Origin of the sequence: Segatella copri, from assembly GCF_002224675.1 — a bacterium.
GTDB lineage: Bacteria > Bacteroidota > Bacteroidia > Bacteroidales > Bacteroidaceae > Prevotella > Prevotella copri_U.
This window is the reverse complement of record NZ_NMPZ01000036.1, coordinates 1-14,175: the sequence shown is the minus strand read 5'-3', so window position 1 is coordinate 14,175 and position 14,175 is coordinate 1. Positions and strand designations below refer to the sequence as shown.

8 protein-coding genes and 1 pseudogene are annotated in these 14,175 nt (G+C 47.9%); all 9 read left to right on the top strand.

What is annotated here, in order from left to right; translation table 11 throughout:
- Positions 1 to 56 precede the first annotated feature (56 nt).
- Complete coding sequence (locus CFT61_RS15185; RefSeq protein ID WP_089545244.1) at positions 57 to 638, top strand: LemA family protein; 582 nt, start codon at positions 57 to 59, stop codon at positions 636 to 638.
- 227 nt (positions 639 to 865) lie between these two features.
- The gene (gene pyk / locus CFT61_RS15180; protein ID WP_089545243.1) at positions 866 to 2,317 is read left to right on the top strand and encodes a pyruvate kinase; all 1,452 of its coding nucleotides are present in this window, start codon (positions 866 to 868) and stop codon (positions 2,315 to 2,317) included.
- A 120-nt stretch (positions 2,318 to 2,437) separates the two neighbouring features.
- Complete coding sequence (locus CFT61_RS15175) at positions 2,438 to 3,235, top strand: polysaccharide biosynthesis/export family protein (protein WP_089545242.1); 798 nt, start codon at positions 2,438 to 2,440, stop codon at positions 3,233 to 3,235.
- Between the two features lie 59 nt (positions 3,236 to 3,294).
- Positions 3,295 to 5,199, top strand: a complete 1,905-nt coding sequence (gene glmS, locus CFT61_RS15170; protein ID WP_089545241.1) for a glutamine--fructose-6-phosphate transaminase (isomerizing) — start codon at positions 3,295 to 3,297, stop codon at positions 5,197 to 5,199.
- Between the two features lie 109 nt (positions 5,200 to 5,308).
- A complete protein-coding gene (locus CFT61_RS15165; protein ID WP_089545240.1) occupies positions 5,309 to 7,192 on the top strand; it encodes an amidophosphoribosyltransferase in 1,884 nt (627 codons plus the stop codon).
- 75 nt (positions 7,193 to 7,267) lie between these two features.
- Positions 7,268 to 8,345: pseudogene (carA, locus tag CFT61_RS15160) on the top strand (glutamine-hydrolyzing carbamoyl-phosphate synthase small subunit).
- 12 nt (positions 8,346 to 8,357) lie between these two features.
- Entirely contained in the window at positions 8,358 to 11,591 is a 3,234-nt protein-coding gene (gene carB / locus CFT61_RS15155; RefSeq protein ID WP_089545239.1) for a carbamoyl-phosphate synthase (glutamine-hydrolyzing) large subunit, read from the top strand.
- A 248-nt stretch (positions 11,592 to 11,839) separates the two neighbouring features.
- Positions 11,840 to 13,204 (top strand): ATP-binding protein, encoded by a 1,365-nt coding sequence (locus CFT61_RS15145; protein WP_089545237.1) that lies wholly within the window; start codon positions 11,840 to 11,842, stop codon positions 13,202 to 13,204.
- 37 nt (positions 13,205 to 13,241) lie between these two features.
- Complete coding sequence (locus tag CFT61_RS15140; protein WP_089545236.1) at positions 13,242 to 13,904, top strand: hypothetical protein; 663 nt, start codon at positions 13,242 to 13,244, stop codon at positions 13,902 to 13,904.
- Positions 13,905 to 14,175: the final 271 nt, after the last annotated feature.

Sequence of the window (14,175 nt, the reverse complement as noted above, 5' to 3'; positions counted from 1 at the left end):
GTTTATAATTGGTAGATAATAATTAATCAATAATCATTAATCAATAATTGAAAAGTATGAAGAAAACAGGATGGATCATCTTAGGCGTCATCGTTGTGTTGGTGCTCTGGGTGTTCAGTGGTTATAATGGTATGGTAGGAGAGCAGGAGAAGGCTACTACCGAGTTGTCTAACATGCAGGCTCAGTATCAGCGTCGTGCCGATATGATGCCTCAGTTGGCTAAGATCGTAAAGGCTTATGCCAAGCACGAGAAGGAGACCTTCGAGGAGGTGACCAAGGCTCGTGCTTCTGTAGGACAGGTAAAGCTGGATGTGAATAATCTCACGGAGGCTAGCATGAAGCAGTATGCAGCTGCTCAGGGTGAGTTGGCAAATGCCTTCTCCAAGCTGATGCTGGTGGCTGAAAGATATCCTGAGTTGAAGGCAAGCGAGAATTTTAAGGCTCTCCAGGTTCAGGAGGAAGGCACTGAGAATCGAATCAGCGAGGCTCGCCGTAAGTATAATGAGGCTGTACAGTCTTATAACCAGACGGTTAGAAAGATGCCTAATGCCATCATCGCCGGCATCTTCAATTTCAATGTAATGCCTAAGTTTGAGGCAGCAGCTGGTGCCGAGAAGGCTCCAGACCTGGATATCTAGGCACCGGATGAATCAGTAAGGAATCCAGCCAAAGGGAGATAAACATCCTTTTGGCTGGATTTTTTGTTATCGCTTCCTTTCAATCTGTTACAATCGCCATATTTTATATATATTTTGTATTTCAGATGAATCGTATTTCAGATTTTCTTTGTATCTTTGCACAAAATTTAAGAAAAGTGGCAGAAATGTCACGATAACATTGAAATTTCTATAAGGTAATTACAAATATGAAACAAACAAAGATTGTTGCTTCCATCAGCGATCGCAGATGCGATCAAGATTTTATCCGAAAACTGTTTTTTGCGGGTATGAACGTAGTTCGTATGAATACCGCACATGCTACAGAAGATGGAATCCGTACCATTGTCAAGAACGTTAGAGCTGTATCTCCACATATTGGTATCATGATTGATACCAAGGGTCCGGAGGTGCGCACTACCGACGTAAAGGAGCCTATACATTATAATATAGGTGACGTGGTGAAAATCTTCGGTCGTCCTGATGTAGATTCTTCTCATGATACCGTGAACTTGAGCTATCCTGATATTGCTGCCGATTTGAAGGTGGGCGACGACATCTTGTTTGATGATGGCGAACTCGACATGAAGGTTGTTGATATTCAGGGTCCTATGCTCGTGGCTGAGGTGCAGAACGAGGGAATACTGGGGGCTCACAAGAGTGTGAACGTACCGGGCGAGCACATTGACCTGCCTGCGCTTACAGAGAAAGACCGCAGAAACATCGAGCTTGCCATCGAACTGGATATTGATTTCATCGCTCACTCATTCGTGCGCAATGCAGCTGATGTAAAGGCCGTGCAGGATATTCTCGATGCTCACCACAGCGACATCAAGATCATCTCTAAGATCGAGAACCAGGAGGGTGTAGATAACATCGATGAGATCATCGATGCCTGCTATGGCATCATGATTGCCCGTGGTGACCTGGGTATTGAGGTGCCTATTGAGAGAATCCCTGGTATCCAGCGCCGCATCATCGCCAAGTGCGTGAAGGCTCAGAAGCCGGTAATCGTAGCTACACAGATGCTCCACACCATGATCAAAAATCCTCGTCCTACACGTGCCGAGGTTACAGATATTGCCAACGCAATCTTCTACCGTACAGATGCCCTGATGCTTTCTGGCGAAACAGCCAGCGGTAAGTATCCGGTAGAGGCTGTTCAGACCATGGCGCGCATTGCAGAGCAGGCAGAGAAGGACAAGTCGCCTCTCAACGACATTGATCCGATGGAGGATGGAAAGATTGACCAAAAGCTCTTCCTGGCTCATGCTGCCATCGAGGCAACCAAGAAGTTGGGCGTTGCCGGCATCATCACCGATGGTGAGACGGGTCAGACTGCCCGCTGCTTGGCTTCGTTCCGTGGTCCTAACCCTGTGCTTGCCATCTGTTACAAGGAGAAGCTTCAGCGTTGGTTGAACCTGAGCTATGGTATTATTCCAATCCATCAGAAGGATCAGGTTTCTGCCAAGGCTATGTTTTCTGCGGCGGTACGTATGCTCCGCCAGAAGGGTTATCTGGGCGAGGAAGATAAGATTGCTTACCTGAGTGGTAGCTTCGGTGAGGGTGGAGGAACCACCTTCGTAGAAATCAACAAGGTGAAGAAGATCTTCGATAACAGCTATACCTTCAATTTGCCATCAAACGGCATTGAAGACTAGTAAAAAGGGCATTATTTTAAGAAAAATAATGTGATGGAGTAAATATTGGTGCAAAAATTTGCAGTATTCAAAAAAATGCTGTAATTTTGCACCAATATTTTATAACGAAATTTGTTGAGAATGAAAAAAGTCATTTATTCAGCGCTTGTCGCTTTGACAATGGTCTTGATGCTTAGCAGTTGCGGAAGCACCAAGAACGTAGCTTATTTCCAGAATGCTGATCAGGTGAGTCTAGCAGCTTCAAAGATGCTTTATGACGCCAAGATTATGCCTAAGGACGAATTAACTATTACCGTTTCTACTACCGATCCAAAGGCTGCAATGCCTTTCAACCTTACTGTCTCCAAGACCACTGGTATGGAAGGACAGTTGACAAGTACCCCAACCCTCTTGGGTTACCTGGTAGATAACAATGGTAATATTCAGTTCCCGGTTGTAGGTCAGCTTCATGTAGCTGGTTTGTCCAAGAACCAGTGCGAGGAATTGATCAAGAATAAGGTTCGTCCATACATGTCAGATAAGGAGAATCCTATCGTTACTGTAAGAATGGCAAGTTACCGTGTAGTAGTTACGGGTGAAGTTAATGCTCCAAGAGTAGTAACCGTCCCTCAGGAAAAGATGAGCATCATCGAGGCCTTGGCTTCAGCAGGCGATTTGACCATCTATGGTAAGCGTGAGAATGTGATGCTGATCCGTGAGGATGCTCAGGGAGAGAAGCATATTCATTATCTGAACTTGAATGATGCTAACATCATCAACTCTCCATATTTCTATCTGCAGCAGAATGATGTTATCTATGTAGAGCCTAACAAGGTGAAGGCACAGAACTCAGCTATTGGTTCTGCCACATCACTCTGGTTCTCTGCTGTAAGTATTTTAACATCAGTTGCATCATTGGTTGTCAATATCCTGCGATAATAGCAAAGGATAAAAGGTCCGGATTAACAAACGAAAATACAACATAAATATATATAAGTATGTGTGGCATAGTAGGATATTTAGGTAAGGGTGATGCTTATCCAGCCCTCATCAAGGGCTTGAAGCGTCTGGAGTACCGCGGATACGATTCTGCGGGAGTTGCCCTTATTGGCAATGACGGCTCTTTGAATGTATATAAGGCAAAGGGCAAGGTGGCAGATTTGGAAGCGTTCTGCGCAGACAAGGATATTTCAGGACATGTAGGTATTGCCCATACACGTTGGGCTACCCATGGAGAGCCTTCAGCTGTGAATGCTCATCCTCATTATTCTTCAAGCAAGAACCTTGCCATGATTCATAATGGTATTATCGAGAACTATGCCGACATCAAGAAGAACCTGATGGCAAAGGGTGTGGAGTTCAAGAGCGAGACTGATACTGAGGTGCTCGTACAGCTCATTGAATACATCCAGGTGAAGAAGGATCTTGATTTGTTGACCGCCGTTCAGGTTGCGCTCCGTCAGGTGATTGGCGCTTACGCCATCGCTATTCTCGACAAGCGCAACCCTGACCAGATTATCGCTGCCCGCAAGCAGAGCCCGCTGGTGGTGGGTATTGGCGAGGACGGAGAGTTCTATCTCGGTTCGGATGCCAGTCCTATCATCGAATATACCGACAAGGTGGTTTACCTGGAGGATGGCAACATCGCCGTGATGCGTCTCGGACAGGAATTGCAGGTGGTGAATATCCAGAACGTAAAGCTCAACCCTGAGGTTCAGACCGTGGATATCGATCTCGGCCAGATTGAGAAGGGTGGTTTCCCTCACTTCATGCTGAAGGAAATCTTCGAGCAGCCTGAGTGCCTGCGCAACTGTATGCGTGGCCGTGTGGTGAGCCGCACCGTGGAAACCCGTGTGATGACCGACGGCGACGATACAACCTGCAAGACGGAGACAGAGATGGGCGTAGTGCTCAGCTCCATCACCGACCATCGACAGCAGCTCCTCAATGCCAAGCGAATCATCATCGTGGCTTGTGGAACATCATGGCACGCCGGACTCATCGGCAAGCAGATGATTGAGAACTACTGCCGTATCCCGGTGGAAGTGGAATATGCATCAGAGTTCCGTTACCGCAATCCTGTGGTAACGAAGGATGATGTCGTCATCGCCATTTCCCAGAGTGGTGAAACCGCTGATACCCTGGCTGCCATCAAGCTTGCCAAGGAGAGCGGTGCATTTATCTATGGTATCTGTAACTCCATCGGTTCTTCCATCGCACGAGAGACAGATACGGGTACCTATATTCACGTAGGTCCGGAGATTGGTGTTGCTTCTACCAAGGCATTCACCGGTCAGGTTACCGTCCTTATCCTCCTGGCACTTGCCATCGGTAAGGAGAAGGGTACCATCAGCGAAAATGATTATCAGAAGATTACAGAACAGCTTTGGAACATTCCTGCCAAGATGAAGGAGGTGCTGAAGCTCAACAATAAGATAGCTGACTTGAGCCGTACGTTTACATACGCTCGCAATTTCATCTATCTGGGTCGCGGATTCCAGTATCCTGTAGCCTTGGAGGGTGCCTTGAAGTTGAAGGAGATTAGCTACATCCACGCTGAGGGTTATCCTGCAGCGGAGATGAAGCATGGCCCTATCGCGTTGATTGACAGCGATATGCCTGTAGTAGTCATTGCTACCCATAACTTCATGTACGAGAAGGTCTTGTCTAATATTCAGGAGATCAAGGCCCGTCAGGGTCGTGTCATTGCTATTGTCAGCAAGGGCGATGAAACCATTTCCAAGATTGCCGACGAAGTGATTGAACTCCCTGAGACTCTGGAGTGTCTGGAGCCATTATTGGCTACTATTCCTTTGCAGCTGCTGGCTTACCATGTAGCTGTATGTAAGGGTAAGAATGTTGACCAACCAAGAAACTTGGCCAAGTCGGTTACTGTAGAATAAGAATGATAAAGGGATTCGTCGTTTCTTGGCGTTTCCCTTTTTTTGGAGGGGTGTCCCTCGGATAGGAATATTCAGATTTAACTAAATAAGATAAAGGATAATAAAGAGTATGGAACCATTGAAACATGAGTGTGGCGTGGCAATGATCAGATTGCTCAAGCCACTGGAGTATTACCAGCAGAAGTACGGTACTTGGATGTACGCACTCAACAAACTCTATCTGATGATGGAGAAGCAGCACAACCGTGGACAGGAGGGTGCTGGTATGGCTTGTGTCAAACTGGGCGGAAAGCCAGGACATGAGTATATGTTTCGTGAGCGTGCGGAGGGCAAGAACGCCGTGACCGAAATCTTCGGCAAGGCAAACGCCAACTTCAAGAACTTGACTCCCGAGCAGCTTGCTGATGCTAAGTTTGCCCAAGAAGAACTGCCTTTCGCAGGCGAACTCTACATGGGACACCTGCGCTACAGTACCACCGGAAAGAGTGGCATCCAGTATGTGCACCCATTCCTGCGCCGCAACAACTGGAAGGCGAAAAACCTCTGTCTTTGCGGCAACTTCAACATGACCAACGTAGATGAAATCTTCGAGGAACTGACTAAGCAGGGACAGAGTCCACGCATCTACAGCGACACCTACATCATGCTTGAACTGATGGGACACCGACTTGACAGAGAGGTGGAGCGAAACTTCGTGGCAGCAAAGGCGATGGAGATGGAGAACACCGACATCACCAACTACATCGAGGACCACGTGAAGATGAGCAACGTGCTCAAGACCACGATGAAGGACTTCGACGGCGGTTATGTGGTCTGCGGTATCACCGGTTCTGGCGAGATGTTCTCCATGCGCGACCCTTGGGGCATCCGTCCTGCATTCTACTACAAGAACGATGAAATCGTGGTAGTAGCCAGCGAGCGCCCTGTTCTTCAGACCACCTTCGACCTGGAGGCAGAGGATGTGCAGGAGCTGATGCCGGGCACGGCGCTTCTCGTGAAGAAGAACGGCGAGTGCAGTATCGAGCGCATCATGGAGCAGAAGGGCGATTCAGCCTGCTCATTCGAGCGCATCTACTTCAGCCGTGGTTCCGACAAGGATATCTACCAGGAGCGTAAGCAGTTGGGCGAGCAGTTGACCCAGCCTATCCTGAAGGCAGTGGATTACGATGTAGATCACACCGTGTTCAGCTATATTCCGAATACAGCCGAGGTGGCTTACTATGGTATGTTGAGCGGTTTCAAGAAGTATCTCAACGAAAGCAAGATAGAACAGATTGCCAACCTCGACCATATTCCATCTAAGGAAGAATTATACGATATTCTCGGTGACTTCGTCCGTTCGGAGAAGATTGCATGGAAGGATATCAAGCTCCGCACCTTCATTACCGAGGGCAACAGCCGCAACGACCTGGCGAGCCACGTGTATGATGTAACCTACGGAAGCATCGAGCCGAATGTGGATAATCTCGTTATCATCGACGACAGTATCGTGCGCGGTACAACCCTGAAGGAGAGCATCCTGCGCATCCTCGACCGTCTGCATCCTAAGAAGATTGTAGTCGTATCCAGTGCCCCTCAGATCCGCTATCCGGATTATTACGGCATCGATATGGCAAGACTGGAAGAGTTCTGCGTGTTCCGTGCAGCCATCCAGCTGCTGAAAGACAGAAAGATGGATGACCTCATCGAGCAGACCTACGAGGCATGCAAGGCAGAACTTGCCAAGCCGAAGGAGGAGCAGATTAACCCGGTGCGCGCCATCTACAAGCCATTCACCATCGAGGAAATCAACGAGAAGATAGTAGAGATGCTTCGCCCAGAGGGCATGACTACTCCTATCCAGCTCGTGTTCCAGAGCATCGAGGGCTTGCGCGAGGCGATTCCAAACCACAAGGGCGACTGGTATTTCACCGGTCATTATCCAACCCCAGGCGGCACGAAGCTCTGCAACCAGTCGTTTGTGAACTATATTGAAAACGTTTATCATAAATAAGTGAAGAGTGAAGAACGAAGAGTGAAGAATTCATTTGCTCTTATAAGTATGAAATAAAAGAATCAAATGTCAGATATGAAAAAAGTAACCTTAGTTTTGAGCGATGGAACCAAGTTCCATGGCAAATCTTTTGGATATGACGCTCCTGTAGCGGGCGAGGTTGTGTTCAACACAGCCATGATGGGATATCCAGAGAGTTTGACCGACCCTTCTTACGCCGGTCAGTTGATGACACTTACATTCCCTCTCGTGGGCAACTATGGTGTGCCACCATTTACTTTCGAGGAGAACGGTTTGCCAACCTTCATGGAGAGTGACAAGATTTATGCTTCTGCCATCATCGTGAATGATTACAGCGAGCAGTACAGCCACTGGAATGCAGTGGAGAGTCTTGCCGACTGGTTGAAGCGCGAAAAGGTGCCAGGAATCACAGGCATCGATACCCGTGAGTTGACTAAGGTGCTTCGTGAGCATGGTGTGATGATGGGTAAGATTCTCTTTGATGATGAACCAGACAACATCCCTGAGGCTAACTACGAGGGTGTAAACTTCGTTGACCAGGTGAGCTGCAAGGAGATTATCCGTTACAACGAGGGTGCCGGCAAGAAGGTGGTTCTCGTTGACTGCGGTGTGAAGGCAAACATCATTCGTTGCCTCATCAACAGAGGCGTAGAGGTGATCCCGTGTGCCTTGGAATTACGATTACACCGATATGGATTTCGACGGACTGTTCCTGGCAAATGGTCCTGGCGACCCAGACATGTGTGAGGATGCAGTAAACATTATTCGCAAGCAGATCAGTCAGAGCCGCAAGCCTATCTGCGGTATCTGTATGGGTAACCAGTTGCTTTCAAAGGCAGCCGGTGCTACCATCTACAAGTTGAAGTATGGTCACCGTTCACACAACCAGCCAGTGCGCATGGTAGGAACCAACAATTGCTACATCACCTCTCAGAACCACGGTTATGCCGTTGATGCCAAGACATTGGGCAACGATTGGGAGGAACTCTTTGTAAATATGAATGATGGCTCTAACGAGGGTATCCGCCACAAGGTGAACCCTTGGTTCTCAAGCCAGTTCCACCCAGAGGCTTGCTCAGGCCCTGTGGATACAGAATTCATGTTTGATAAGTTTGTAGAAACACTTAAATAATTAGGAATAAAGATGAAAGACGAAAATATAAAGAAGGTGCTCCTCTTAGGTTCTGGAGCCTTGAAGATCGGTGAAGCAGGTGAGTTCGACTACTCAGGTTCGCAGGCCCTGAAGGCATTGCGCGAGGAAGGTATCGAGACTGTGCTCATCAACCCGAATATCGCAACCGTACAGACATCAGAAGGCGTTGCCGATCAGATTTACTTCCTGCCAGTGCAGCCATACTTCGTAGAGCGTGTCATCCAGAAGGAGAAGCCAGACGGAATCCTCCTCAGCTTCGGTGGTCAGACTGCCCTCAACTGTGGTGTGGAACTCTATCGCCAGGGCATCCTGGAGAAATATAATGTCAAGGTGTTGGGTACTCCTGTTCAGGCTATCATGGATACTGAGGACCGTGAGCTCTTCGTAGAGAAGTTGGATGAAATCAACGTGAAGACCATCAAGAGCGAGGCTTGCGAGAACATCGAGCAGGCCCGCAAGGCTGCTGCCGAGCTCGGCTATCCTGTCATCATCCGTGCTGCTTACGCCTTGGGTGGACTCGGTTCCGGTTTCGCAGACAACGAGGAGGAGCTGAACAAGCTCGCTGAGAAGGCCTTCTCATTCTCTCCACAGGTATTGGTAGAGAAGAGCTTGAAGGGCTGGAAGGAGATTGAGTATGAAGTGGTTCGCGACCGTTACGACAACTGTATTACTGTTTGTAACATGGAGAACTTCGACCCACTGGGCATCCATACCGGTGAGAGTATCGTCATCGCTCCATCCCAGACCCTGAGCAATGCAGAGTATCATAAGCTCCGTGCCCTCGCCATCAAGATTATCCGTCACATCGGAATCGTGGGTGAGTGTAACGTGCAGTATGCCTTCGACCCTAAGAGCGAGGACTATCGCGTTATTGAGGTAAATGCCCGCTTGAGCCGTTCATCTGCCTTGGCTTCTAAGGCTACTGGTTATCCTCTTGCCTTCGTTGCTGCCAAGCTCGGTATGGGTTACGGTCTGTTCGAGTTGAAGAACTCTGTAACCAAGACCACATCAGCCTTCTTCGAGCCAGCATTGGACTACGTGGTTTGTAAGATTCCTCGTTGGGATTTGTCTAAGTTCCGTGGCGTAGATAAGGAGTTGGGTTCATCTATGAAGTCAGTAGGTGAGGTAATGGCCATCGGCCGCAACTTCGAGGAGGCCATCCAAAAGGGTCTTCGTATGATTGGTCAGGGCATGCACGGTTTCGTAGAGAACAAGGAGCTTGAAATCGATGATATCGATGCAGCTTTGCGCGAGCCAACAGATAAGCGTGTATTCGTGATTTCAAAGGCAATGCACAAGGGCTATACCGTAGATCAGATTCACGACTTGACCAAGATTGACAAGTGGTTCCTGGAGAAGTTGAAGCACATCATCGACATCGACGAGGCGATGAAGAAGTGCAACATCAATACGCTTGACCAGGATTTGCTCCGCACCGCTAAGGTTTACGGTTTTACCGACTTCCAGGTTGCTCGTGCCGTGGGCTTGGAGCAGGAGTTGGGCAACATGCACAAGGCTGCCCTCCTGGTTCGCAACAAGCGCAAGAGCTATGGTATCCTGCCTGTAGTGAAGCAGATTGATACCCTGGCAGCAGAGTATCCTGCTCAGACCAACTACCTCTATGTAACTTACGCTGGCGTGAAGAGCGACATCACCTTCGAGAACGACCACCGTTCTATTATCGTACTCGGTTCAGGTGCTTACCGCATCGGTTCTTCCGTAGAGTTCGACTGGTGTGGCGTTCAGGCATTGAACACCATCCGCAAGGAAGGCTGGCGCTCTGTGATGATCAACTACAACCCAGAGACCGTATCTACTGACTACGATATGTGCGACCGTCTCTACTTCGACGAGTTGACCTTCGAGCGTGTGATGGATATCATCGAGATGGAGCAGCCTCATGGCGTCATCGTATCTACTGGTGGTCAGATTCCAAACAACCTGGCTATGCACCTGGATGCACAGAACGTGCCAATCCTGGGTACTGCTGCCAAGGACATCGATAATGCTGAGGACCGTGCCAAGTTCTCTCAGATGTTGACCAACAACGGCATCAACCAGCCAGAGTGGAGTGCCCTGACCTCTATGGAGGACATCGACAACTTCATCGAGCGTGTAGGTTTCCCAGTATTGGTTCGTCCTAGCTACGTGCTTTCTGGTGCTGCGATGAACGTATGTTCTAACGAGGAAGAGCTGAAGCGATTCCTGCAGTTGGCTGCCAACGTAAGTGAGGATCACCCAGTGGTAGTAAGTAAGTTTATCGAACATGCCAAGGAGATTGAGATGGATGCAGTGGCAAAGAATGGCGAGGTGATTGCCTATGCGATTTCCGAGCACATCGAGTTTGCCGGTGTTCACTCAGGCGATGCTACCATCCAGTTCCCTCCTCAGAAGTTGTATGTTGAGACAGTTCGTCGTGTAAAGCGAGTAGGTCGTCAGATTGCCAAGGAGTTGCACATCAACGGTCCATTCAACATCCAGTTCATGGCTCGTGACAATGATATTCTCGTTATCGAGTGTAACTTGCGTGCCAGCCGTTCGTTCCCATTCGTGAGCAAGGTATTGAAGATCAACCTCATCGAGTTGGCTACCCGCGTGATGCTCGGTTTGCCAGTAGAGAAGCCACACAAGAACCTCTTCGATCTCGACTATGTAGGTATCAAGGCATCTCAGTTCAGCTTCAACCGTTTGCAGAAGGCTGACCCAGTATTGGGTGTGGATATGAGCAGTACGGGTGAGGTAGGTTGCTTGGGCGACGATACATCTACCGCACTTCTGAAGAGTATGCTTTCTGTGGGTCATCGTATTCCAGCCAAGAACATCCTGCTTTCTACAGGTTCTGCCAAGCAGAAGGTAGATTTGCTCGATGCTGCCCAGATGCTGGTTAAGCATGGTTACAAGCTGTATGCAACTGGTGGTAGTAGCAAGTTCCTCACCGAGAACGGCATTGAGAACACCCGTGTACTCTGGCCATCAGAGGAGGCAGAAGGCGGTGCGCCAAAGGCTTTGGAGATGCTCCACAACCACGAGATTGATATGGTCGTGAATATTCCAAAGAACTTGACCAGCAGCGAGTTGAGCAATGGTTATAAGATTCGCCGTGCAGCCATCGACCTGAACGTGCCATTGATTACCAACAGCCGTCTGGCGAGTGCATTCATCTATGCATTCTGCACCACCAAGCTGGAGGATATCGACATCAAGGCTTGGGGAGAGTATAAATAATGTTTAGTGATTATTTATTAGTGATTAAGAATTGATAGTTAAGTCATTCTTGATGATTTCCAATAGAAAAATCCCTGCTGTAGGAAAGGCTTCCTATGGCAGGGATTTTTTGTACCTCTATAACTCTATCTTTTATCACGAAACATGCCTTTATAACTCTATCTTTTAGCAAAGTTAACATAAAATAATTGTATATCTCGTTAATAATCAGTATTTTTGCAGCCATATAATCATAAAGACGCAAAAATATGGAAAAATACTTGTCAAGAAGCATCGACCAGGCTTTGCTGGAATGGAAGGATAATCCTCGAAGAAAACCTCTTTTAGTGAGGGGCGCCCGACAGGTAGGCAAGTCGAGCACCATTCGGCATTTGGGCAAGAGCTTCAAATATTTTTTGGAAGTTAATATGGAAAGAAATCCTGAGGTGATGGAATTCTTTAAGGGCAGTCGTGATGTGAAGAGCATTGCTGCTAAGCTATCCGACTTCTTTAATGTGCCGATTGTTCCGGGCGAAACCCTTCTTTTCCTCGATGAGATACAAAAGAGCGAAGATGTCGTTCACAGCCTTTGGTTCTTTAAAGAAGATTATCCCGAACTTCATGTCATTGCAGCAGGTTCGCTCCTGGAGTTTGCGCTGAAGGATTTGTCATCGTTTGGGGTGGGCAGAGTAAGTTCACTGTTTGTTTATCCGATGTCTTTTGATGAATTCTTGACGGCAACGGGGCAAGAGGGGCTTCTTAGAACCAAACGAAATAGCAGTCCTACGAATCCGCTGCCCGAGGCATTCTATAACAGATTGGTGGAGGCCTTTAGAAGTTATATGCTGGTTGGCGGAATGCCAGAAGCTGTGGCAACCTACACGGAGACAGGGTCTTATCGCTATAGCAGTGACATTGTGAACGAAATCATCCAGGGTTATCAGGACGATTTTGCCAAGTACGGAGCCAAGGCAAATCCTCTGCTTTTGCGCCAAACTCTCATAAGCGTAGCGCATCAGGCAGGAGCTAAGTTTGTTTACAGTAGGGTAGAAGGACAATATCGTTCGGCAGAAGTAAAGGTGGCTTTGGAGATGCTGAAGGATGCCGGACTAATCATCCCGACTTATCATACGGATGCCAATGGGGTACCGCTTGGGGCTGAAATCAACGAGCGGGTTGTGAAATATCTTATCCATGATACTGGCGTGCTGCTTGGTATTCTGGGAATAGATGACGACATCGACGACAGCATCAAGGAGATGATGGTGGCAGATTCCATCAATCTTGTTGACAAGGGACATGTGGCAGAGATGATGGCGGGCTTGGAACTTATCAAATATTCTTCTCCGCAGAAGCGCCATCAGTTGTACTATTGGCAAAACATGAACAAAGGTACTTGTGCCGAGGTGGATTATGTGATAGCTCGCAGTGGCAGCATAGTTCCGATAGAAGTAAAATCGGGTGTGAAGGGTTCCATGAGCAGCATGTATTCGCTGATGCGCAATCCGCAGAAGCATATAGAAATGGGCATCCGCTGTTCTCTTGAAAATTTTGGAACATTCGAGAGTCCCGATGGAAAGAAGATAGACATCATTCCTCTTTATGCTATCTCCAATTTGTTTGTGGAGAAGTAGATGGGGAATATAAAGAAATATCAAAAAAAATAAGAATATGGCAAGAGCAACAGGTTCAATCAATTATTTGGAGCATCGCACGCCCTTGAAGGACGAAAGCGGTAAGTATCAGATACATCCGATGTTTGTGAAGCGGGATATCGTTGACCAGGAGAAGATGGAGAAACGTGTTCGCGATCATTGTGCGATGAATGTTTCCTCCTTTATCTCTGCATTGGAAACGCTGGAGGATGAAACGCTTTATGCCTTGGCTGACGGCAACGAGGTGAGGGTAGGTGATATGTTTATCGTCAAGCCTAAACTGGGCGTGGTGAAGCATAAGGATAAGGAGGGAAATGAATGGAAGAAGACCTATCATGAGGGCGACCTGATTCCTGCCAACGAAGTAGCAGTCTGCGGTTTGGAAATTCAGCCCACGAAGGAATTCCTGGAAAGATTGAAACGTCGTTCTAACGGTTGTAGTCGCCAGTATTGGAATGTGAAATTTGCTCCGAAGGAGGCGGATCAGGAGTTTGCCGACATTGTGGAGATTTGCCAGCAGCAGGGATATATCACGGTGAAGGATATAATTCGCAAATTCGGTGTCACCCGCTATCATGCCAATAAGGTATTGAATGATCTCTGTGAGGAACCGGCAGCCAGAATGTATGCTACCAAGGAAGGCCCTGTTACGCTCTATCGCTTGAGAAAGAAGGAATGATGATAGGAAGTTGAAGTAAACGGCTTTTGGGGTTCAAGTAAGTATCTTTTGGGGTGCAAGTAAGCATCCTTTTGGGTTGAAGTAAGTATCCTTTTAGGTTGAAGTAAGTATCCTTTTGGGTTGAAGTAAGTATCTTCTCGGGTGCAAGCAAGTATCTTCCCAACTGTTGCAACTAGGCTCAGCACCTCTGCCGAGCCTAGTCAGCAGGTCTGCTGACTGCAGTCAGCACCTCTGTCGAGCTTAGTGGCAACCCCTTGTTATCGTACAACTA

What these genes read in the sequence shown, in the direction of transcription:
- carB (WP_089545239.1), top strand. Translation starts at nt 8,358, where the DNA reads ATGAAAGACGAAAATATAAAGAAGGTGCTCCTCTTAGGTTCTGGAGCC.
- glmS (WP_089545241.1), top strand. Translation starts at nt 3,295, where the DNA reads ATGTGTGGCATAGTAGGATATTTAGGTAAGGGTGATGCTTATCCAGCC.
- pyk (WP_089545243.1), top strand. Translation starts at nt 866, where the DNA reads ATGAAACAAACAAAGATTGTTGCTTCCATCAGCGATCGCAGATGCGAT.
- CFT61_RS15185 (WP_089545244.1), top strand. Translation starts at nt 57, where the DNA reads ATGAAGAAAACAGGATGGATCATCTTAGGCGTCATCGTTGTGTTGGTG.
- CFT61_RS15140 (WP_089545236.1), top strand. Translation starts at nt 13,242, where the DNA reads ATGGCAAGAGCAACAGGTTCAATCAATTATTTGGAGCATCGCACGCCC.
- CFT61_RS15175 (WP_089545242.1), top strand. Translation starts at nt 2,438, where the DNA reads ATGAAAAAAGTCATTTATTCAGCGCTTGTCGCTTTGACAATGGTCTTG.
- CFT61_RS15145 (WP_089545237.1), top strand. Translation starts at nt 11,840, where the DNA reads ATGGAAAAATACTTGTCAAGAAGCATCGACCAGGCTTTGCTGGAATGG.
- CFT61_RS15165 (WP_089545240.1), top strand. Translation starts at nt 5,309, where the DNA reads ATGGAACCATTGAAACATGAGTGTGGCGTGGCAATGATCAGATTGCTC.